This window comes from Halorubrum sp. B52 (genome assembly GCF_059752555.1).
Map to the genome: position 1 here is coordinate 1 of NZ_MWTG01000005.1, position 19,675 is coordinate 19,675.

Consider the following 19,675-nt stretch of genomic DNA (forward strand, 5'->3'; position numbering starts at 1 on the left):
ACTGGAACAGCTGCTGCCCACGGTAGTGGAAGCTACGGCGGCGGTATGATGGGCGGCGGCTGGGGCGGTATGGGCGGACTTGGCGGCTTCGGGATGCTCGGGGGCGGGATGTTCCTCTGGCCACTCCTCCTGATCGGACTCATCCTGCTCTTCGTGTACGGAACTAACCGCGAGGAACCGGCCTCTGGGCCGGATACTGCGCTCGCCGAACTCCGCGAGCGCTACGCCCGTGGTGAACTCTCGGACGAGGAGTTCGAGACCCGACGGAGCTCGCTCACACAGTGAGGCCTTCTACCCCTAACATTTTTCCGTGTCTTCCACATGGATTCGTATCGCCGGCGTGCATCCTCCGGGAGGAGAGGAACACAAGAGAGTATCGTTAAACGATGGAGCGATTTGCTGGGTCAGCAAATGGACTCAGCTGGTTATGTATCCAGCAATCGTCCGTAGTATTGTGTAGAAAAGGAACGGACACACAAAAAATAGAATGAGAGATTTAGCGAACCCGACGACACGATCTCTCTGAACCCGTCTGGAATGACTCAAGCGATCTGAACAGAACCCAACGTGCGTTGACCCCAGTCACGTACTGACTCGAAACGCGCCCACAACAAAACCAACCACCACAATGAACAACTCGCAACACAACACCCGGACCGATTCACGAGACCAACGCAGACAGGCTGCCGAGCGCCGACGACTCCGTGCATTCACCGCCTCAGAAGCGTCTGGCGGCGCTGGATTGACCGAAGAGGAAGCAAAGAAGCTCATCGCGAGCTTGGAAGCCAAAAACACTCAATAGACCGATGACGTACACCATCACCACAACGATCGATGCACCGCTCGACGATGTCGTAACCGCAGTCACGACTGCCCTGCAGGACGAAGGCTTCGGGATCCTCTGTGACATCAACGTCAAAACAACCCTGAAGGAAAAACTCGATGTCGACGTCGACCAATACCGAATTCTCGGGGCGTGTAACCCGCCACTCGCCCACGAAGGCCTCGCCGAAGAGCCGGAATTGGGGGCCCTGCTCCCGTGTAACGTCATCGTCTACGAGACGGACGCCGGTGACATCGTCGTGAGCGCCGTCGACCCCCAGCAACTGGTCGGCATCACGGAGAATCCAGACCTCGACGAGATCGCGGTCGACGTGCACGAACGATTCGAGCGTGTCATCGCGACGGTCTCAGACGAGTTGGGAACGGTGCCGGAGGAGGAGGAGTAACAATGTCTTCGTCGAATCAACTCGACACCACGACCATCGTCCTCCTCATCCTCGGGGCAATCATCGTCCTCCCCATGCTCACCATGGGGATGGGGTTCGGTGGCATGATGGGCTACGGTGGCATGATGGGCTACGGCGGGACCACCAGCGGCTGGTGGCCACTCGTCGGGATGCTCGTCCAGCTGGTCTTCCTCCTCCTCCTGCTTGGTGGCGGATATCTCGTCTTCCGTCGCGTGACGGCATCGCAGTCGTCGCGGAATCCCGCAATGGAGGAGCTGCGTATGGCATACGCCCGCGGAGATCTCACCGAGGAAGAGTTCGAGGCGCGTCGGAACAAGCTCGAACGCTCGGAGTGACGGTCCGACCACCAACCTCCGGCGTTACTCACGTCCGCCCCCTTGGAATCCGGAATCTGTGACCCTCACAGCTTTCGGATGTAAATAGAAATGTGCTAAAGGCACAAGACCATACTAGCTACTATGACGGAAGTTATCCTGTTCACGCAGGAGACCTGTGGAGCGTGCGCAACGCAACGAGAGAAAAACGAGGGCCTCGAAGATGCGTATCCGGGTGTCAAGTTCCGGGAGGTCGACATTCAGACCGATCTGGAGACGGCCGAAGAGTACGGTGTCCGAAAGACGCCAACGACGCTCGTGTATGCGAACGGGGAACAGACGGCCGAGTTCATCGGCATCGTCGACCGGGACGAATTGGAGGCTGCCATCGAGAGCGCCGGCCAGCAATCGCCCGGACTCGCGAACCGGCTCGCCAGCATCATCCGTGGATAACAGAAGCCAACCAGCTACAATGACAGACTACAGTAGACGCCAGTTCCTGGGAGCGCTCGGTGCTGGCACAGTCGCGAGTGCGGGATTCACCCAACCAGTCGCCGCACAGGAGACGTCCGTCGTGAAGATGGGCAACAACTACTTCGACCCGATCGGACTCCACGTCGAACCCGGCACGACCGTTCGCTTCGAGCTAGCGGCCGGAGCCCACTCGGCGACCGCCTACGAGGACCGGATTCCATCCGACGCCAGCGCATTCGACAGCGGGACCATCTCGCAGGGGAGCTTCGAGCACACGTTCGAAGAGCCAGGCACGTACGACTACTACTGCATCCCGCACAAGACGGTCGGCATGGTCGGTCGCATCGTCGTTGGTAGCCCTGGCGGTCCAGCTGAAGACAGCCCGATACCGGACGGCGAGGTCCCCGACAGCGAGACGATTGTTCAGAACGGCGCCGTGGCCATCGGCTCGGACGTCGACGGAAGCGGGAGCACCGATAGCGGCATGATGGGGCCCGGCGGAGGGGGCATGATGGGTGGCTCGAGGGGCGGATGGGGCGGCGTCCCGTTCGTCGGCGGGGCACTCGGAATGCTGGGACTGATCGGTGGACTCCTCTACTGGGCACTGGGTCGAGGTGACGCTCCTTCCCGGAGTGATACGTCTGCGATGGAAACCCTCCAACGCCGTTACGCACGAGGTGAGATCGACGAAGAAGAGTTCCAGCAGCGTCGTGAACGGTTGGAGGACAGGCAAGACGACCGTTCCCTGTGAGGTGAGTCAACAAACCCCTTCGGGGAGACGTCTGTAAATTCGTCCGTCTGCGGAGGTTGCCCTCTTTCGATTGCGTCGTCACGTCGCTCGAGTTCCTCGGTAGTACACCCAAATAGCGAGGAGTCCGACGACGAGGAGGTAGCCGAATCCCCAACCGAGCGACATAGCAGTATCGAGGTCCGTCGTGAGTCCGGTATCGACCATCACCCGGACAGGATGATACCCTGGGAAGAGTTTCATCCACCACTCGGGTTCCGACTGGACGAACAGCGGGTCCTGGAAGAGACCGATGTCGATCATCGGGAGGATCAACATGATCCACAGGCCGGCCAGACGGTTGAAGACGGCGCCGACGAGCATCCCAATAAGTCCGTAGGTAACTGAAAGGATGACCATCGCGGCGACGAACCACCACAGCTGTTCGGGCTGGAAGTCAACGAGCATCACGCCCACGGAAACGCCGACAACGACAAGCGTGATCACGGCGAGGACGCCGAACCGTGCGGCGATAACCTCGCGGGCGCGATAGCCGACAACCGCGAGGCGGCCGTCCGTATCTCTCGCCTCGCGCATCAGGAACAGGCCGGCCAAGCCAGCGATAAACGAGCTCGTGATCGGTGTCATGATCACGCCATGGACCTCGGGCATCCCTCGCATCACGGTCGTCGTCTCGCCGTCGACGAGCGTCCGGACCGGCATTTGGACGTCCTGGGTGACCGCAAAGGCGAGCGTGATGAACGACACTGGGAGAATCACCAGGAGCGCCACGAGGACGTAGTTACGGGCGTGTTCCCGGAGCCCGATACCGAACGCCGTGGCCGTTCGATTCACGCTGACCACCCCCCAGACGTGCGCATCGTCGCACCGAATACGGCAGTCACGAGGACGAGCAACACGAGAACGTATCCGCCAACGAAGGCGAGGTCGCCCGCCGCGAACGTGCCGTCGAAGACGGCCGACTGGAGAAGTTCTTTCGGATGATACAGCGGGAAGTACTGGACGAAGTCGGGGACATCCGCGGCGAGCGGGCTGTCGCCACTGAGGAACGCGTCCATCATCGCGAGGAACACGACGACGAGCGACCCCTCGAACAGCCGCGGAAGCACTGCGCCGACGAGCGCACCGAGGAAGGCGTAGACGACGCCCGCGAGCGCGAGGAACGCGAACACGAGCAGCGGTGCCTCGGGTTCGACGGTCAGCCAGAGGACCCCGAAGTTCACCCCCGCGACGACAATCGTGACACCCGCGAGAGTCGCCAGCCGCGTCGCAAGTAACGTCCTCGGCGAGTACCCGGTCTGGACGAGCCGTCGGTCGGCCTCCCGGGCACTGATCATCTGGACCAGACCCATCAGCCCAGCGATGATGGCGACGCCGAAGATTGCGCCGAGGACGCGCCCGAGATCGAGCGGAATCGCCTCGACGGTCGGCATCGGCGGTAGCCCCGCCATCGCCTGTCCCCACCCCTCGATGACCACGAGCGGCAGCACCAGCGCGAGGACCACGTTCAGGGGCGTCCTGAGGAACGTCCTAACGTTTGATCGAATGCCCACGGCGAACCTATTCATCGTCTCCCTCCCGGTCGCTTCGGAGTTCGCTCTCAGTTTCGTCGTCGGTCACGTCGTGAACCAGTCCGTTCCGCACCTCGAAGACGCGGTCGAGGCGACTCCGTTCCTCGATGAGGTGAGAGATCATGACGACGGCAGTGCCGTCGTCCGCGAGGTCCTGTGCCATGTCCCAGAATCGCAGGTAAGTCTCCCAGTCGAACCCGGTGTAGGGTTCGTCGAGCATGAGAACGTCCGGGTCGTGCATCAACGCGATGCTGAGGTTGACCTTCTGTCGGTTCCCACCGCTAAGCTGGTCGACCCGGTAGTCAAGGTACTGCTCGAAGTCGAGTTCGTCCGCCAGTCTTTGCTTCGCCGCGTCGATCTCCTCGCGACTCATCCCGTACCCGGCGCCGAAGAGCCGGAAGGTTTCAGAGACGGTCAACCGATCGTAGAGCAGGGGTTCCTGCGGACACCATCCGACGGTTCCATACCGTTCGACCGTGCCCGCGTCGTGGTCGAGAACCCCGACGAGAATCTTCATCAGCGTGGACTTGCCCGACCCATTCTCGCCGACGATGCCGACGATCTCGCCGGCACGGACCTCGATATCCGCACCGGTGAGAACGGGCGTCGACCGTCCCAACGGAAGTCGTGACCCGTAGGTTTTCTCGAGAACGTTGCCTCGAACGAGCGTCTTGCTACCATCGACCGTCTCCGTGGGCGCCGTGGTCATTTCCATACGTGGAAAGACGTTCTACTCATTCAATCGAATTGTTGTTAAGAATCGAAAGTTAACCCCGTCAAATTACCCTGAGATCGGGTTGTATCACGAAGAGAGCAATGGATAGCCAACGATTTGGCATTCCTTTTGTCTCCAAACAGGAGTAGACTTGGTCGGTAGCCGTCATGAAAATCAGACATCTATCAGGCCCCGAACATAGTGTTGATGCGGTTTTCAAGTCAAGGTTCGAGTATCCATGGTTCAGTGCTACATCTGTGACTCGGAATGCGCTCGCGACGATGAGGTGTTCGTCTGCGAGCACTGCGGGATCTCCTGCCACCGACACTGTATGGCGGAATACGACACCGATGTCTGCCCGAAGTGTGTCGGCGAGCCGATGATCGGAGCGATCGAGTTCTAGTCGTTCCTTGTCACTCACACACCGCCTTCAGCCCGGAGGCGGAGTATATCGATGGTCAGCTGGCGAAATGCGTTTTTGACTCGTGCCCGTAGCACAGGTATGTCTACGACCGTCGAACTCCCCAACGTTGATGAGACGTGCGCCTACTGCAGGTCGCGTATCTTCGACCACGACCCGATCTGTGTGCGCGACTGTACCGACGACTGCGGGTCGCCGACCTACTTCTGCAACTACGCGTGTCTCTCGACCTACGTTGACGAAAACAACTTGACGACTGGCAACGCGTGTGAGTGGTCGCCCGACGACCCCGACTGCTGCTGAGTGGATTCGCCCCAAGCAAGACACAGAGCGACGTATTAGCCGCCACCCAACCTAGGAACCACCAACGGAGCAGTACTGGCCGTCCAACTTTATGAATGCAGCCAACGAAGTCCGTAGTGGTTCACTATGTCAAAAGAGCGCACGTCCGACGGCCTGCTCCGCATCGTCCTGATCGTCCTCGCGGTGATCGTCCTGTTCCCGCTGTTGATGATGGTGTTCGCGATGCCGATGATGGGCATGATGGGCTGGTGGTGGGGTGGTGGCATGGCCGGCGGCCTCTCACCGCTGTGGGGTATCGGAATGATGCTCGTCTGGCTCGTTGTCCTCGTCGGCATCGGCTACCTCCTCTATCGCGGCCTCGTCGGTGGTGTCGGGTCGTCGCTGACCAGCGATAGAGCACTCGAGGAACTCCGAGTGGCGTACGCTCGTGGCGACCTCTCCGACGAGGAGTTCGAGGAACGGCGTGCGAAACTCACCCGCGAGGAGTCGCAGTAGTCTGCAATCATGTCCTCGACAGTACAGCGACGCGAGTTTCTCACTGCGCTCGGAGCCGGCATCGCAGGTCTCTCCGGATGCGTTGGAAATCTCCCGGGCAGTGGCGACGGCGTCGACAGGACGATCTACGTCGGAGGCTACCACTGGGGCTTCGTTATCATCGGTGCGAGTCTGTTCGCCTACGACGTTCTCAAGAAACGCTTCGTCCGCCGTGACGAACCTGATTCCATCTCTGACGGAACGATCATCTCCCGGCGAATCTTCGCCGAAGGAGACGCGGGTTCCGAACTCGACAACGATTAACGCCCCCAATCACTCGTGTTTCGACGATGTCGACGCTGTTAACGTTCTCTTCACGGCGTGCGATTTCATCTGCCAATTCGTTTCACCCGGGTGATCGTGCGCGACACGGGGAACACGGGTCCTGAATGGGGTGACCAGAAGATCCAACAACAACGGAGTCTCTCACCATGGACCGAGTCAGTAAATATCGTTATGAGTCACTGGCGTCGCTTACGATTCCCGCTGAGCGCGGACGAACGCTCGCCGCAGGACGGTCAGCAGGACGTACGTCTCGTACTTCTGGTTCCGACAGTGGTCACACGGCTGCATCTCCGTTGTGATCTCCTCGATAGATTCCTCGTACTCCTCCGTGAGATGGTTCAGTGCCTCCGTGACCTGCGGCTGGATAGCATCCGTCATCTCCTCCACGGCGGCATCAGCCGAACCCGGTAGTGAGTACGAGAGGACGATCGTGTTCGCGTGGTAGTACTTCGTCGTGCCGCCACGCCCCTCCTCAAAGCGGACGACGTCTACGAGTCCGGAATCGCGGAGTTCGTTGATGTGGTGCCGAACGGTGTTTTCGGTCCGCTCGATCCCTCGATCGGTGAGTCGGTCGTGAACCTCGCCTGCCGTCCGTGCCTCATCGGCCAGTATGTCGAGGATCATCGCTCGCATTGGTTCGTCGATGGCGTCCGAAACGCGGGTATCCCTGATCGCGATGTCGTCGAGATGGTGGTCGGCACCGGAACTGCTCATAATGGGACTGTGAGACACGTGCGGGAAAAGGTAGCGGCGAACACTGCTGTCGAGCACTTCGACCGGACGACTGGCCTGCGGTCGGATCGAGTCGAAGCCCTAGACGACCTATTGGACTGTTCCAACGACCTATATCTCTATTCAAACATATCATCTAAAAAATGTATATGGCGGTCCGGGTGCTACGTAGAACTGTGATGAACGAAACGACCCAACTCCGTGTGATGGACTTCGACTGCCCGACCTGCGCGAGCACCGTTGAACGCGCCCTCTCGAACGTCGACGGCGTCCAGAATGTGAAAGTCCACTACACGACCGGCCGAGTCGAGATCGAGTACGACGACGACGTCGCTGACCCCGACGCCTTCGCACAGGCCATCGAAAACCAGGGCTACACGCCCCAGCCCGCCTAGACCAATGAACGCACAAACGATCACACAGTACTACCGGAAGAACCGGAAAGCCATCGTCACGGCGTCCAGCGGCCTCCTCTACGGTGGCGGCTGGAGCCTCGGCCACTTCACCGGCTTCGATACAGCGAGTGCCGGTATTCTCATCCTCGCGGCGATCATCGGCGGCTACGACATCGCCAAAACCGCCTACTACGAGGTCACCAACCGAACGCTCGGCATCAAGACGCTCGTGACCTTGGCGGCCATTGGTGCCATCGTCATCGGCGAATACTGGGAAGCTGCCGCCGTCGTCTTCCTGTTCAGCCTCGGCAGCTACCTAGAAGGCCGGACGATGCGGAAGACCCGGACGGCCCTCCAGGAACTTCTGGAGATGACGCCCGACACGGCGACCGTCCGTCGCGACGGAGACCTCCAAGAAGTACCTGCCCGCGACGTCGAGGAGGGTGAAGTTGTCATCGTGAAACCGGGCGGAAAGATCCCGGTCGACGGGAGCGTCGTCGACGGCGAGAGTGCCGTCAATCAGGCCCCGGTCACCGGCGAGAGCGCGCCCGTTCACAAGACCGACGGTGACGAAGTCTACGCGGGGACGGTCAACCAGGAAGGCGCACTGGAGGTCCAGACGACGGGTGCGGGCTCGGATACGACGCTCGAGCGCATCATCCGCCGCGTCGAGGAGGCCCAGGAGGCCCAGTCGCCCACGGAGAGTCTCATCGACCGGTTCGCGAAGTACTACACCCCAGCCGTCATCGTGCTCGCAATCGGCGCGTACGCAGTCACGCAGAACGCGATCCTGTCGCTCACCTTGCTGGTCATCGGCTGTCCGGGCGCGCTGGTCATCGGACCGCCGGTCAGCATCGTCTCGGCCATCGGGAACGCCGCCCGGTCGGGAGTCCTGATGAAGGGTGGCGAACACCTCGAACGTGCCGGCAAGATCGACCTCGTTGCCTTCGACAAGACCGGCACCCTCACGAAGGGCGAGACCACCGTCGCCGACGTCGAGGGGTTTGGCGTCGACGACGACGAGGTAATCTCGCTCGCGGCGACTGCCGAGAAGAAAAGCGAACACCACCTCGCCGACGCCATCGTCGACGCAGCACGCGACCGTCCGACCGCCGCAACCGATGGCGGAACTGCGGTCGCCCATTCCGATGCCGCGAGCGCCGAACACCGGTCGGTTCCGGATCCGGATGACTTCGACGTGGTCGCCGGCAAGGGTGTCGTCGCCCATACGGACGGCCACGAGGTCGTCGTTGGGAACCGAGCGCTGCTCGACGACCGCAGCATCGACATCCCGGATTACATCGCCGAGTACGTCCGTGGCCGCGAGGAACGCGGTGAGACGGTCGTCCACGTCGTGCGAGACGGCAGCATCATCGGCGTGATCGCGATGCGCGACGAACTTCGAGAGGCCGCTCCTGGCGTCGTAGCGGCGCTTCAGGATGCCGGCATCGAGACGGTGATGCTCACCGGCGACAACGAGCGGACGGCAAGTGCCGTCGCAGGGGAAGTGGGCATCGACGAGTACCGCGCCGAACTCCTCCCCGAGGACAAACAGACCGTCATCGAAGAATACCAGGCCGACGGCCACGTCGTTGCGATGGTCGGCGATGGCATCAACGACGCGCCATCGCTGGCGACCGCCGACGTCGGTATCGCGATGGGCGCTGCCGGCACGGACACCGCCATCGAGACGGCGGACATGGCGCTGATGGCCGACGATCTCGAACGCATCCCGTACGCGGTCACACTCAGTAAAGCGACGCGCTGGAACGTCCTCGAGAACGTCGGGCTCGCGGTGCTGACCGTGACCGTCCTGCTCGCTGGCGTGCTCACCAGTTACGTCACGCTCGCCGCCGGGATGCTCGTCCACGAAGCCAGCGTTCTCCTCGTCATCCTCAACGGGATGCGACTGCTCCGACACTAATCTCCACAACCAATGACAACAAATTCACCTGCGACTGACGCGACGCACACTAGCACCGACTGGCAGGTCGACTACGACGCCGACCCGATCGAAATCCGCGACCCCGTCGCGGAGGCCCTCGGCGTCCTCACATCAGGCGATCCGTTCGTCGTCACCTACACGGACGCGGTGAAAGAGGCCGGTCACTCCTGTCCGACTGCCTCGGGCGCCTACCGGATCGTCCAGCTCGGGCTCGATGCCCTGTATCCCGATGACTATCCAATCCGAAGCGAAATCGAAGTCCAGGCAGCCGGCCCGCGAGACGATGCTGCGTACGGCGTGATGGGGCGCATCATTTCGTACGTGACTGGCGCGACCGACGACGACGGATTCAGCGGGCTCGCCGGTGGTCACGGGAGCCGTCGTGATCTCCTCGTCTTCGACGCGTTCGACCCGGGCACGCACGAACCGACGTTCCGGTTCCGGCGAACCGATACGGACGAGACTGTTGAAGTGACCTACCACGTCAGCGACGTTCCCGACGGCGGCCCCGCAATCGGGAATCTCCAGCGGATTCTAGAGGGGTCCGCGAGCGAGGAGCAGCGGGCGGCATTCGCCGAGGCCTGGCACCGGCGCGTGCAGGTCGTCCTCAACGACGATTCGCTGTTCACCGTCGAAGCGGTGTGAACACGACAGTGCAGCCCTCGTACGCTATATGAATTCACTGCGGTATACTGTCGATATCTTCGAGCGCCTCGATAGCAACGTCTCCTAACTCTCCAGCCTGATATGAGAATACCGCTCTCGCACCATCTCATCGAAATTATCTACGCTACTGATTCGATGGGGCAATCCGCTCGCTGATCTCGATCGGGCGACAGAACAGGTGACTGTCCGAACGGAAGAACGCCGGTATGGAAAGAAAATGGTCGTCGTCGAGGGGTTCGAAGGTGGCACCGATCTCGACTCACTCGCCTCAGAACTGAAATCTACACTTGGAACTGGTGGCACCGTCAAAGAAGGGCACATCGAACTCCAGGGCGATCACGAGGAACGCGTCCGCGAACTTCTCAAAGCAAACGGATACTCCGTCAGATAAAACAGTACGATTCTTCATATCCTGTAGAACACTCCACTGGTTCCGTCGTTACCGACAGCATCAACTAAACGATTTGGTAGAGGAGCACTCACAGCGTTCGGGGGTCCGGCTCAACGATCGTAGCAAAGGCGACGTTCTGTTGCACCTGTTCGATCTCAACGGTCGGTTCGTCACCGGGCTGCCCCTCCGGAACGATCACGACGTAACCGCGGTCAACCTTCGCGATGCCGTCGCCCTGGTCACCAATCGTCTCAATCGTCACCTCCCGAATCTCACCCTCTTCAACAGGCGGCTCGGGGGGTCCCTGCTCCTGAGTGGTCGGGGAGGTCTCAGACGATCTGTCCGCGGACGGTGTATCGGATAGCGCCGTTGTATGCCCGGTTTCGAGAACAGCGATTCGATACGTTTCACCGGGTTGAATAGCGTCGTGACGTACCTCACTCGCTGGAACCTCGAATGTGCAGCTTCCGTCCTCGGACTCAATAGTCGCAGTAAATACCGAGCGAAGTGTATCAGGGATGTCGACCATCACGAGAAGATTCAGTATCCGACGCAAATAGTCGTTCCTCACGCCGTCAGTCCGGCGCGTAAGCATCCTCAATATAGTCACGAAGGTCATCGGGCGTCGTCCACGTGTACGCACGATCCACCCGCTCCATCGAGAGGAGATAGTGTGCGAACATCCCGTCGTAGGCCGCGTACTGTTCCTCCTCAGTCTCGTACGTTCGATAGAAGGCTCGCGTTCGCTCCCGATAGGTCGGCTGATCGATGTAGCCCGCTTCCCACGCGTGTCCGCCCTGGGAGTGTTCGTACACCCCGACGATATGATCCGCGTAGCTGACCAACAGCTTGAATTTCGACGTGAAGAACTCCGAGATGTCCAGAATATCGTCCATCAGGAATGCGTCGACACCATCATCGGAGTTTGAGGCTGCGGCATCGCTCGCAAGTTGGTCGCGAACAGCCTCCAATCGTGGTCGCTCCTCCTCACCGTAGGAACCGAGAACGAAGTAGGACGTGTTGTTGATGAATCGTCCGAGGTCCTCGTGCATCGCGGTCTGGATCGCCTCGACCCGTTCGGGTGTGAGCGTCTCGCCCGGCTGGTCACCCAATTTGTCGATGACGGGACGGGTAGCGTCGTCGTTGGTCATACTGGGTAGGATTCACTACCGCCACCTAACGGTACGGAAATACGACCGGAAGTGGAATGCCCCGGCACTCTGGGTACCACTTCGAGTTTCACCGAAATGGTTATCTGACCAGGGGACAAACACTGAGACACAATGTCCCGGCCTGACGCCACCCCGCTCACGCCAGCCGAGAACGCGGCCGGCCTCGATCCGATCGCAGCGTTGAGTGCCCTCGACGACACGACCCGCGCGAATATCATCGGGACGATTGTCGGTCATCCGAAAGGCGCGCCCTCGAAGAAAGAACTCGAATACTACAACCCGAGCGTCGCCGCGTCGACGCTCACCGACCACCTCATTCGGCTGGAGGAGGTGGGGCTGATCAAGGCCATCGAGCGAGATCGTGAGGGGCTCGAGCGGGGCCAGCCATACCGGTTCTTTCAGCTCACCAATGCCGCCCGCGAGCTGTTCGACCGGAACAACCTCTTCGAGCCCGATGCGTACCGAGAGCTATTCGCCGAAGTCGAGAAAACGGACGAAATCAAGACCGCCGAAGACGTCGACCGTCCAGATGAACGGAACTGAAATAGACCGCGGAGCGTGCGTTTTGCTGAACGGAGAGCTCGACATTCGAGATATTCTGGAAATGTAACCAGCGCAAAGCCCACAATGGAGATCAGTCTCGATTTCGATTCAGAACAGATGAATCGTAACAGAAGGCACGCATCAATTCCATCCTCCGAGGCTGTGAATGTAGGGGGCATGAGGTGTCGGATCGTACGTCCGAGCCAAATCAAGAGCGTGAGTGACTGATGATCGTCGAGCCACGCCGCAAGGTCGCGGGCGTTCCCACTGTGTCGGTCCATCCGGACGGGGAGCGTCTTCGTTCCGCGAAGGACGAGGAAGCACGCGAACGGGTCCGGTGTCGCTCCCACGCTGTTCTGGTAGAACCCCAACTGCTCGTCCAGACCTTCGTCGTCCGTGACCAGGGCGCCGCCGACGACATCGGAGTGTTCGCCGAGGTACTTCGTCAACGAATGAGCGACGATATCTGCGCCTAACTCTAATGGGCGCTGGAGATACGGTGTCGCGAATGTGTTGTCCACGGTACAGAGAGCGCCGTACTCGTGTACGATTTCGGCGGTCTCCGCGATATCGACGCCCTACATAAGTGGATTCGTCGGCGTCTCGAGCCACACGACTTCCGTCGCCGAGGAGACCGCCTCTCGGACTGCGTCGCGGTCGGTCGTGTCGACGAAGTCGAACGTGAGGTCGTAATCCTCGTAGACCTGCGTGAATAGCCGATGGGTCCCGCCGTAGACGTCTTCGCCGACCACGACGTGATCGCCTGCTTCGAGCAGATTCAGGACCGTGTTGATCGCGGCCATCCCGCTGGCGAACGCCCGCCTGTACGCTCCGTTTTCGAGGCTGGCGAGATTCGCTTCCAGTGCCGCTCACGTCGGGTTGTCGGTTCGCGAGTACTCGTAGCCACGGTGATCGCCGGGCGCGTCCTGGGCGAACGTCGAGGAGGCGTAGATGGGCGTCATGACTGCGCCGGTATCCGAGTCCGGGCGCTGGCCTGCGTGGATCGCCCGCGTGTCGAACCGGCCAGCATCGTGCGTCTCGTCTCTCTGGTCGTCGCTCATGCTTTCCCCTCCCAGGCCTCGAAGGAACCGTAGATGTTCTTCGAGAGGTACCGTTCGCTGCCATCGGGAAACACCGTAACGACAGCCGGTGCCGGGAGATCGAGTTCACCAGCCGCGGCCTCTTCGGCGACCTCGCGTGCAGCGACGCTCGCCGCACCAGAACTGGAGCCGACAAGATGCCCCTCTTCAGCGGCGAGACGAGTCACTCCGGCGTGTGCGTCCCGGTCGCTAACCGTCCGAATGTCGTCAATAGCGTCTGGATCGAGCAGCCCGGTCACGTCCGGGTCGTGTGTGCCGATGCCTTTGGTCTTGTATGGTGCCTCTTCGCGTTCTCGGTTCAGGAGTTCGCCAAACGTCGAACCGGAGGGCTCGACGGCTACGACGTGGACGTCGGGGACACGCTCACGCACGGCCCGGGTGACGCCCATCAGCGTCCCGCTGGAACCGACGCCCGCAACGATTGTGCCGACGTGCTCGCCGAGCGTATCGAGGATCTCCCAGCCCGTCGTCTCGTAGTGGGCCTCGACGTTCAACGGCGTCGCAAACTGCTGTGGGACGACGGCATCGTCGCGCCGGTCGGTAATCTCGTGGGGCGTTTCGGCAGCCTCCCCCATCCCCGCATCACCGGAGATGTGAACGATCTCCGCACCGAGCGCGGCCATCAGTCGTTCTTTCTCCTTGCTGAATCCGCGGGGAACGACGAAGACCGTCTCGAGGCCGAGTCGAGTGGCGGCGATCGCCATTCCGATGCCGGTGTTTCCGGCTGTCGGTTCGACAATCGTGCCGCCGGGAGAGATGTCGCCGCGTTCGAGGATGTGCTTGCCGATTCGGTCTTTCACGCTGCCGCCGGGGTTGAACATCTCCAGCTTCGCGTAGACGGACACGTCGCTGGGCGTCGCGTCGAGTTCGACGATCGGGGTGTTGCCGATTGTTTCGAGGAGCGATGCGTCGGAGTCGGTGTAACGAGTCAGGTCTCTGGGTCGTGTGGTGGGCAATCTGTGGACGGTACGCGTCGTATCTCCGTGACCATCTCGACACGTCGCTCGGGGAAACCGAAATCGAGGACGTGACGGATCTCAAGCGCCAACACGAGATTCCATCGGATCTACAGAGCTGTCACACACTCGTCCTCGATGAGTACGTCGTCGAAGGACATGTTCCTGCCGAGGTTATCGCGACGATGCTCGATGAAGAGCCGGCGATTGACGGCATCGCGTTGCCCGGTATGCCGTCCGGATCGCCGGGGATGGGCGGGACGAAGTCCAATACATTCACCGTCTACAAACTCGGCGGCGGAAAGACAGGTGACGTGTACACCGAAATCTGAACAGAGAAGACCTGGTCAAGATACTTTGGGACGGCAGTCCACACCCAGAACGATGATTCGACGACTCCTCCACGATCCCGGGTATGTGCTCGCGTACGTACTTTTCCTCGGTGCGAATACGCCAGAATCGGTCGTCACCCGTCTTCGCATTGCGTATCGCCTTGTCGGTGTCCGGATCGTCGAGACGCCACAGGTCGATTCGGTCGAGCGGACGATCTTCCTGTGCCGTACCGAAATCTGGGCACCACCTGGTACGGGGAGAAGTGGATCTGTCACGACATCCTCGACCGCGTCGACGACGGTTACGTGACGTATCTCCGACGGCACAAAGGAATCGACTACCAGCGTCCTCGCGGGTGTACCGACCTCGCGTACTGCGACGAATCCGAGTACTGCTATTCAGAGGTTTTCGAACTCGAGTAGGTGACCGATGGATCAGAGTACTCTACGCAACCGAGTCACCGACCAGTTCTCCTACCGCGGCGAGCGAGCCGATATCTGGCGGATCTTCGATCTCCTGCTCGACACTGACGAGTTCCTCAATCTCGGCTACTCGGAGTGGTACCAGCCACATATTGTCGGCTCGAGTCAGCGTCGCCTCGTCACGGAAGTCGGCTCGAGGGTCGTATCGCACCTACCTGCAACGGAGGGAGTACGACTTCTCGATGTCGGCTGCGGTCGGGGTGGTCCAGCGCTCCATCTCGCCGATCGGTTCGGCTTCAACGCCACTGGTGTCGACCTCGTTCCGTACAACATCCAGATGGCAACCGAGAACGCACGGGGTATGCACCTCGATTCCGAGTTCGTCGTTGGCGACGCGACACAACTCCCGTTCACCAGGGACTCGTTTACCGCGTGTACTGCAATCGACGCGCTTGTATACCTCCCCGACCGAAACCGCGTTTTCGCTACAGTCGCAGATACCCTCGTACCCGATGGGGTTTTCGTAGTCTCCGATCTCGTGACACAATCCGACGCGATTGAAACGGAACGGAGATTAGTCGATTCATTTTCGGATGCGTGGGATATGCCGCCGTTAGGTACTGTTGAAGGATACAAAGCCGCTCTCGACGATACCAGCTATGAGCTCAAAGCGGTCGAAGATATCACGAAACACAGCGTCGGACGCTTCCGAAAGTGGACGACGCTGTACCTCCAGCTACTCACGAGCCCGCTCCGGGCACTCATTGAACGACTGTTGGGAACGTATGATCTCGATCCCGCAGCGATTACTGAGCAGGTGAGGAAGGCTCACCACGCGCTGCCGTTCCTGCGGCACGTTATCTTCGTTGCGGAAATAGAGGCCACTTGACTGCTACTCACACGACGTGAAAGAATCGAATCGTCATGTCGACGCTTGAGCATCCTCCGGACTTGGATGGACCTGCGGGATCTTCATCGCCCGTGATTGTCGGTGTTGGATCGTGACCCATAGATTTAGAATTGGTCCAGACTCTAGTATTTATAAAAAAACACGGATAGGAATCCATTGGTATGCTCGGACGATAGTTCGGTATTGTGAGGTACTAATCCTTGATTCCGGGGTCGGACAAGCCAAACTATGCAGCACGGCTCAAATCGCTCAATATCTCGACTTTGGAGTACTAAGAACAAATTGCTTGATTTAGGCCCTCGTACGTATGATGTGGGGTGAAACCGAATGGCAACTGACCCAGTCTGTGGAATGGACATCGATGAAAAGGATGCGGCGGCCACAGCTGAGTACGACGGTCAAACGTACTACTTCTGTGCCGAGGGCTGCAAGGAGACGTTCACCTTGACACCGGAGGATTACGTCTAACCGTCACACCCCACACCTGCGTCGTAGCTCCCCCCACACCCACCCCCATTCACCCGATCCCCCCACCCCCATTCCGCCTTTCGATGACCCAACCAGAACTTGACGACACGGATCGCGAAATCCTCCGTCTTTTAGCGAAGAACGCGAGACGACCATACAGTACTATTGCTGAGGCAGTAAATCTTTCAGCCCCGTCGGTTTCAGCACGCGTCCGTCAACTGGAGCAAGAAGGTGTCATTCGTCGATTCACCGTTGATCTCGACCTCACACAGTACGAAAACCGGATACACGTCATGGTACGCCTCCAGCCTGAGTTCGGAAAGACGGATTCTCTTCGAGAATCGATCCTCGAGACCCCATCCGTAGAACACGTATTCACAACTGCGGAGGGCGAAATCGTAGCTGTTGCGACGCCGTCGCGGACTACAGTCGGAAACTGGGCACAGCAATATCTACCACTGACTGACGTGCGGCGATACGACGTACAACTGCTGTCGAGCACTGCTCACTCAGCGTATGCCGAGGGGACAGAATCCGCACTCAAATGTGCAAATTGCGGAACCACTGTCGGTGAAGACGGACTAGCCACCCGTGTCGGTGGTTCACTCCAGCAGTTTTGCAGTGAGAACTGTGAAACAACGTATAGGGAACAGTATACAGAAAGTCAAGAGAAATCTGATGCTTAGAGTCTAGCATTAGCTGTGTACTCAATCCCTGATTACTCACGAGTTTGCTGCTAATAGTTTGGATTTGAAACAGTAATCGTAGTGAATTAGGAGCGTGTGTATACACCTATGGAAGCGTCCACAACCACCACAGGAGAAGCTACAAGCAACAAGGTACTCGTCCGTGCTAATGAGATTGAAAAAACGTACGGATCGAGTTTTCCATTTACGCGGTCAGTGACCGTCCTCACCGATGCCGATCTCGAAATTCGGACGGGGGAAATCGTCGGGATCGTCGGCGCGAACGGGTCGGGCAAATCCACGCTCATGAACATCCTCGTCGGTGTCCTCGAACAGGATTCCGGAACAGTCGAACGGACGGGAACCGTTGGCTGGTGTCCACAGGAACCACTGCTTTACGACCGCTTGACGGTCGGAGAGACGTTCCGACTGTTCGGTTCCGGATACGGAATGACCGCCGAAGAAATCGACGAGGCCAAACACCGCTTGGCGTCGAAACTCGATTTCGAGCAGTACCTTGACTACCGAATCGACCAACTCAGCGGTGGTAACCGGCAGAAAATCAATCTCAGTATCGCCCTGATGCACAACCCGGACGTCCTCATGCTGGACGAGCCCTACACTGGATTCGACTGGGAGACGTATCTCACGTTCTGGGATCTCGCAGAGGAACTCGCTGCTGACGGAACAGCTGTCACGATGATTTCACACCTGATCGAGGAACAAAGTCGTCTCGACCGCATCTACGAGGTTCGTGACGGACAAGTCTACGACGTGACTGATCAAGAAGCCGAGACTGATGCAACGGCCAGTGAACGGGGGGAAGCGACCGATGAATAGGGTTCGAACAGGGATTCGATCGAACGTCTCCACCTTCCTCAGAACCCCCCTGGATGTCGTCTTAGCACTCCTACTTCCGGTTGTCGTTATCGAAGGCTGGGGACAAGCGATGGCGGGGTTGCCAACTATGCCGACAGTTGAGGCGATTCCGATCGATCTGGGTCGCCTCCTCGGAGCGATATTCGGGATCGCTATCATCGCCGGCCTGATGGGACTCACCCAGATGATCAGTGCGCGTACAGCCGATCGTCGGCTCGTCCAGACGGGCTATCCACCTCGGACATTGCTTGCGACTCGATTAGCGACGCTCGGAGGGGTCACGGTCGTCGTGGCTGCCGTGAACTACGGCGTGCTTTGGCTGACAATTTCACCGGAAGCCCCTGTCCTGACGTTCGTATTCCTCGTCCTTGCTGGCCTCGTCTATGCGTTTCTCGGCGCACTCGTCGGTGCGCTCCTTCCACGACTGTTCGAAGGCTCGCTCGTCGTGGTGTTCCTCGCGATGATGGATGCGTTCCTCAGTGGCGACAGCCCGCTGGCTGCTGACATTCCTGAGTTCGTGGAATACTTCCCGCTCTATCATCCGAAGGAACTCCTTCAGGAGGCGATGTTCCAGGGCACATATACGACAGGTAATCTCGGCTTCGTTGCCGGATACCTGTTGGTCTTGCTCGTACTCGTCACCGTAGTGTTCGGAATGACGATGCGCACCAGTGGGGGGTGGTCCGCATGAACCGCACGACAACGGCGTTCTCAATCGGTATCAAAGAACAGGTGCGAAACTACGTCCTCGTCGCTCTGCTGGTCGTCTTACCGGTCTCGTTCATCACGTTGGCGTTCGCAGTCACCCAAAATGTCGAGATGCCGGTTCGAACGCTCGTCGACGGTGAGACGGTGACGGTGATGCGGGGAATGCCGGAGGTCCACGGCGTGATTATGACGCCGATTACGAGTGCTCTCATCGCCGGACTCGCCGGGTTGTTCCTGATGCGAGAAGCCAAAGACACGGACGGTCGTCTGGCAGTCGCGGGCTATCGTGCACGACAGGTAATCGCTGCCCGGTTTGGGGTTCTCGCAGCAATTACTCTCATCGTCACCGGTGTCTCAGTTGGTGTGATGCGCGTCGATTTCCAGCCCGAGTATCTCTGGTGGTTCGTCGCAGCGATGCTCGTCGTCTCGCTCACGTATGGCCTCATCGGGATGCTCGTCGGGGCCGTCTTCAACCGCCTAGCCGGGATGTGGCTAATGCTGATTCTCCCGATGCTCGATATCGGACTGTTTCAGGATCCGCTGTTCATTCAATCTGAACCTGATTGGTGGATGAAACTCTTTCCGGGCTATTGGCCAGTCCGTGTAATGGTCGATACCGGACTCACAACCGACGTAGATACGGCTCTCTCGTTGGTGTGGGCTACTGGATATCTTCTCCTCGTAGCCGTGCTCGCAATTGGTATATATTACAGAGTCACGCAGGCGAGTTGATCACAAGAGAGATCAGTCATAA

At 59.5% G+C, this 19,675-nt stretch carries 28 protein-coding genes and 1 pseudogene; 21 read left to right on the forward strand and 8 right to left on the reverse strand.

The window, feature by feature from the left end; all coding sequences use genetic code 11:
* The 5 genes from B4V04_RS00855 to B4V04_RS00875 form a co-directional block, all read left to right on the forward strand.
* A partial coding sequence (locus B4V04_RS00855; protein WP_498228520.1) for an SHOCT domain-containing protein occupies positions 1 to 285 on the forward strand: 285 nt, incomplete at its 5' end.
* A 521-nt stretch (positions 286 to 806) separates the two neighbouring features.
* Positions 807 to 1,229 (forward strand): DUF302 domain-containing protein, encoded by a 423-nt coding sequence (locus B4V04_RS00860; protein ID WP_312621665.1) that lies wholly within the window; start codon positions 807 to 809, stop codon positions 1,227 to 1,229.
* Between the two features lie 2 nt (positions 1,230 to 1,231).
* Positions 1,232 to 1,585 carry an SHOCT domain-containing protein gene (locus B4V04_RS00865; RefSeq protein WP_498228522.1) on the forward strand — a complete coding sequence of 118 codons (354 nt, stop codon included), beginning with the start codon at positions 1,232 to 1,234 and terminating at the stop codon, positions 1,583 to 1,585.
* A 123-nt stretch (positions 1,586 to 1,708) separates the two neighbouring features.
* Positions 1,709 to 2,017 carry a thioredoxin family protein gene (locus tag B4V04_RS00870; RefSeq protein WP_310902080.1) on the forward strand — a complete coding sequence of 103 codons (309 nt, stop codon included), beginning with the start codon at positions 1,709 to 1,711 and terminating at the stop codon, positions 2,015 to 2,017.
* A 19-nt stretch (positions 2,018 to 2,036) separates the two neighbouring features.
* Complete coding sequence (locus B4V04_RS00875) at positions 2,037 to 2,789, forward strand: plastocyanin/azurin family copper-binding protein (RefSeq protein WP_310902079.1); 753 nt, start codon at positions 2,037 to 2,039, stop codon at positions 2,787 to 2,789.
* Between the two features lie 78 nt (positions 2,790 to 2,867).
* On the opposite strand, the gene B4V04_RS00880 is transcribed toward B4V04_RS00875, so the two are convergent.
* From B4V04_RS00880 to B4V04_RS00890, 3 genes are read right to left on the reverse strand one after another with little or no spacing between them, the layout of a single operon-like run.
* On the reverse strand, positions 2,868 to 3,620 hold the full coding sequence (locus B4V04_RS00880) for an ABC transporter permease (RefSeq protein ID WP_310902078.1): 753 nt from the start codon (positions 3,618 to 3,620) through the stop codon (positions 2,868 to 2,870).
* On the reverse strand, positions 3,617 to 4,291 hold the full coding sequence (locus tag B4V04_RS00885) for an ABC transporter permease (RefSeq protein ID WP_310930776.1): 675 nt from the start codon (positions 4,289 to 4,291) through the stop codon (positions 3,617 to 3,619). Before B4V04_RS00885 ends, B4V04_RS00880 begins: the two co-directional genes overlap by 4 nt.
* A gap of 55 nt (positions 4,292 to 4,346) precedes the next feature.
* Positions 4,347 to 5,072, reverse strand: coding sequence for an ABC transporter ATP-binding protein (locus tag B4V04_RS00890; protein WP_233514217.1), 726 nt, complete (start codon positions 5,070 to 5,072; stop codon positions 4,347 to 4,349).
* Positions 5,073 to 5,574: 502 nt separating this feature from the next.
* On the opposite strand from B4V04_RS00890, the gene B4V04_RS00895 reads away from it, so the two are divergent.
* The 3 genes from B4V04_RS00895 to B4V04_RS00905 all read left to right on the forward strand — a co-directional run bounded on the left by B4V04_RS00895 (position 5,575) and on the right by B4V04_RS00905 (position 6,594).
* Positions 5,575 to 5,796 (forward strand): hypothetical protein, encoded by a 222-nt coding sequence (locus tag B4V04_RS00895; RefSeq protein WP_058365172.1) that lies wholly within the window; start codon positions 5,575 to 5,577, stop codon positions 5,794 to 5,796.
* A gap of 126 nt (positions 5,797 to 5,922) precedes the next feature.
* A complete protein-coding gene (locus B4V04_RS00900; protein WP_058365173.1) occupies positions 5,923 to 6,291 on the forward strand; it encodes an SHOCT domain-containing protein in 369 nt (122 codons plus the stop codon).
* Between the two features lie 9 nt (positions 6,292 to 6,300).
* Complete coding sequence (locus B4V04_RS00905; RefSeq protein WP_058365174.1) at positions 6,301 to 6,594, forward strand: hypothetical protein; 294 nt, start codon at positions 6,301 to 6,303, stop codon at positions 6,592 to 6,594.
* Between the two features lie 210 nt (positions 6,595 to 6,804).
* Here the strand turns inward: B4V04_RS00905 and B4V04_RS00910 are convergent, their stop codons facing one another.
* Positions 6,805 to 7,329, reverse strand: coding sequence for an ArsR/SmtB family transcription factor (locus B4V04_RS00910; RefSeq protein ID WP_123115056.1), 525 nt, complete (start codon positions 7,327 to 7,329; stop codon positions 6,805 to 6,807).
* Positions 7,330 to 7,526: 197 nt separating this feature from the next.
* On the opposite strand from B4V04_RS00910, the gene B4V04_RS00915 reads away from it, so the two are divergent.
* From B4V04_RS00915 to B4V04_RS00930, 4 genes are all read left to right on the forward strand, one after another.
* Positions 7,527 to 7,742, forward strand: coding sequence for a heavy-metal-associated domain-containing protein (locus B4V04_RS00915; RefSeq protein WP_006667201.1), 216 nt, complete (start codon positions 7,527 to 7,529; stop codon positions 7,740 to 7,742).
* Positions 7,743 to 7,746: 4 nt separating this feature from the next.
* Complete coding sequence (locus B4V04_RS00920) at positions 7,747 to 9,666, forward strand: heavy metal translocating P-type ATPase (protein WP_123115057.1); 1,920 nt, start codon at positions 7,747 to 7,749, stop codon at positions 9,664 to 9,666.
* Positions 9,667 to 9,678: 12 nt separating this feature from the next.
* Entirely contained in the window at positions 9,679 to 10,332 is a 654-nt protein-coding gene (locus tag B4V04_RS00925; protein ID WP_089769851.1) for a hypothetical protein, read from the forward strand.
* A gap of 199 nt (positions 10,333 to 10,531) precedes the next feature.
* Entirely contained in the window at positions 10,532 to 10,744 is a 213-nt protein-coding gene (locus tag B4V04_RS00930) for an SUI1 family translation initiation factor (RefSeq protein ID WP_235853656.1), read from the forward strand.
* 88 nt (positions 10,745 to 10,832) lie between these two features.
* On the opposite strand, the gene B4V04_RS00935 is transcribed toward B4V04_RS00930, so the two are convergent.
* Positions 10,833 to 11,273, reverse strand: a complete 441-nt coding sequence (locus B4V04_RS00935) for a TRAM domain-containing protein (RefSeq protein WP_058365043.1) — start codon at positions 11,271 to 11,273, stop codon at positions 10,833 to 10,835.
* A 46-nt stretch (positions 11,274 to 11,319) separates the two neighbouring features.
* A complete protein-coding gene (locus B4V04_RS00940; RefSeq protein WP_058365044.1) occupies positions 11,320 to 11,895 on the reverse strand; it encodes a DUF8170 family protein in 576 nt (191 codons plus the stop codon).
* A gap of 132 nt (positions 11,896 to 12,027) precedes the next feature.
* On the opposite strand from B4V04_RS00940, the gene B4V04_RS00945 reads away from it, so the two are divergent.
* Positions 12,028 to 12,459, forward strand: coding sequence for a helix-turn-helix domain-containing protein (locus B4V04_RS00945; protein WP_058365045.1), 432 nt, complete (start codon positions 12,028 to 12,030; stop codon positions 12,457 to 12,459).
* 197 nt (positions 12,460 to 12,656) lie between these two features.
* On the opposite strand, the pseudogene B4V04_RS00950 reads toward B4V04_RS00945, so the two are convergent.
* A pseudogene (locus B4V04_RS00950) lies at positions 12,657 to 13,520 on the reverse strand (PLP-dependent transferase); the annotation flags it as partial.
* Positions 13,517 to 14,491 (reverse strand): PLP-dependent cysteine synthase family protein, encoded by a 975-nt coding sequence (locus B4V04_RS00955; RefSeq protein ID WP_142980530.1) that lies wholly within the window; start codon positions 14,489 to 14,491, stop codon positions 13,517 to 13,519. The gene B4V04_RS00955 and the pseudogene B4V04_RS00950, both read right to left, overlap by 4 nt.
* A gap of 95 nt (positions 14,492 to 14,586) precedes the next feature.
* Here B4V04_RS00955 and B4V04_RS00960 point away from each other — a divergent pair, with 95 nt between their 5' ends.
* The 8 genes from B4V04_RS00960 (at position 14,587) to B4V04_RS00995 (ending at position 19,653) form a co-directional block, all read left to right on the forward strand.
* On the forward strand, positions 14,587 to 14,847 hold the full coding sequence (locus B4V04_RS00960; RefSeq protein WP_498228527.1) for a DUF411 domain-containing protein: 261 nt from the start codon (positions 14,587 to 14,589) through the stop codon (positions 14,845 to 14,847).
* A gap of 222 nt (positions 14,848 to 15,069) precedes the next feature.
* Positions 15,070 to 15,270 (forward strand): hypothetical protein, encoded by a 201-nt coding sequence (locus B4V04_RS00965; RefSeq protein ID WP_394348376.1) that lies wholly within the window; start codon positions 15,070 to 15,072, stop codon positions 15,268 to 15,270.
* 7 nt (positions 15,271 to 15,277) lie between these two features.
* Positions 15,278 to 16,159, forward strand: a complete 882-nt coding sequence (locus B4V04_RS00970) for a class I SAM-dependent methyltransferase (protein ID WP_142980481.1) — start codon at positions 15,278 to 15,280, stop codon at positions 16,157 to 16,159.
* A 348-nt stretch (positions 16,160 to 16,507) separates the two neighbouring features.
* The gene (locus tag B4V04_RS00975) at positions 16,508 to 16,648 is read left to right on the forward strand and encodes a YHS domain-containing protein (RefSeq protein WP_142980482.1); all 141 of its coding nucleotides are present in this window, start codon (positions 16,508 to 16,510) and stop codon (positions 16,646 to 16,648) included.
* A gap of 83 nt (positions 16,649 to 16,731) precedes the next feature.
* Positions 16,732 to 17,334, forward strand: a complete 603-nt coding sequence (locus B4V04_RS00980; RefSeq protein ID WP_142980483.1) for an AsnC family transcriptional regulator — start codon at positions 16,732 to 16,734, stop codon at positions 17,332 to 17,334.
* Between the two features lie 216 nt (positions 17,335 to 17,550).
* Positions 17,551 to 18,174 carry an ABC transporter ATP-binding protein gene (locus tag B4V04_RS00985; protein ID WP_142980484.1) on the forward strand — a complete coding sequence of 208 codons (624 nt, stop codon included), beginning with the start codon at positions 17,551 to 17,553 and terminating at the stop codon, positions 18,172 to 18,174.
* A gap of 127 nt (positions 18,175 to 18,301) precedes the next feature.
* Positions 18,302 to 18,904 carry an ABC transporter permease gene (locus B4V04_RS00990; RefSeq protein WP_241659229.1) on the forward strand — a complete coding sequence of 201 codons (603 nt, stop codon included), beginning with the start codon at positions 18,302 to 18,304 and terminating at the stop codon, positions 18,902 to 18,904.
* Positions 18,901 to 19,653, forward strand: coding sequence for an ABC transporter permease (locus B4V04_RS00995; RefSeq protein WP_142980486.1), 753 nt, complete (start codon positions 18,901 to 18,903; stop codon positions 19,651 to 19,653). Before B4V04_RS00990 ends, B4V04_RS00995 begins: the two co-directional genes overlap by 4 nt.
* The last annotated feature ends 22 nt before the right edge of the window (positions 19,654 to 19,675 follow it).